This window comes from Staphylococcus simulans, assembly GCF_002902285.1.
Taxonomy (GTDB): Bacteria; Bacillota; Bacilli; order Staphylococcales; family Staphylococcaceae; genus Staphylococcus; species Staphylococcus simulans.
Window position 1 is genome coordinate 1 of record NZ_PPRU01000079.1, and the last position, 234, is coordinate 234.

Consider the following 234-nt stretch of genomic DNA (forward strand, 5'->3'; position numbering starts at 1 on the left):
GCTAATGTTTCAACAGTACGTTGAGAGAATCCGCGATATTCGATGCCGTCATACATGCCGCCTAAAACGCGTGCTGTATCTGCTGCTGTTTCTTTTTTGCCCATTTGAGAACCAGTTGGTCCAAGATAAGTAGTGCTTGCACCTTGGTCAGCTGCCGCAACTTCAAATGCGCAACGAGTACGAGTTGAGTCTTTTTCGAAAATTAATGCAATGTTTTTTCCTTTAAGTGTTTGT

Annotated in this window: 1 pseudogene; it reads right to left on the reverse strand. The window is 43.2% G+C overall.

Features of this window, described 5'->3' with window-relative positions:
• Positions 1 to 234 (reverse strand): annotated as a pseudogene (locus CD112_RS13220) (ornithine carbamoyltransferase); the annotation flags it as partial.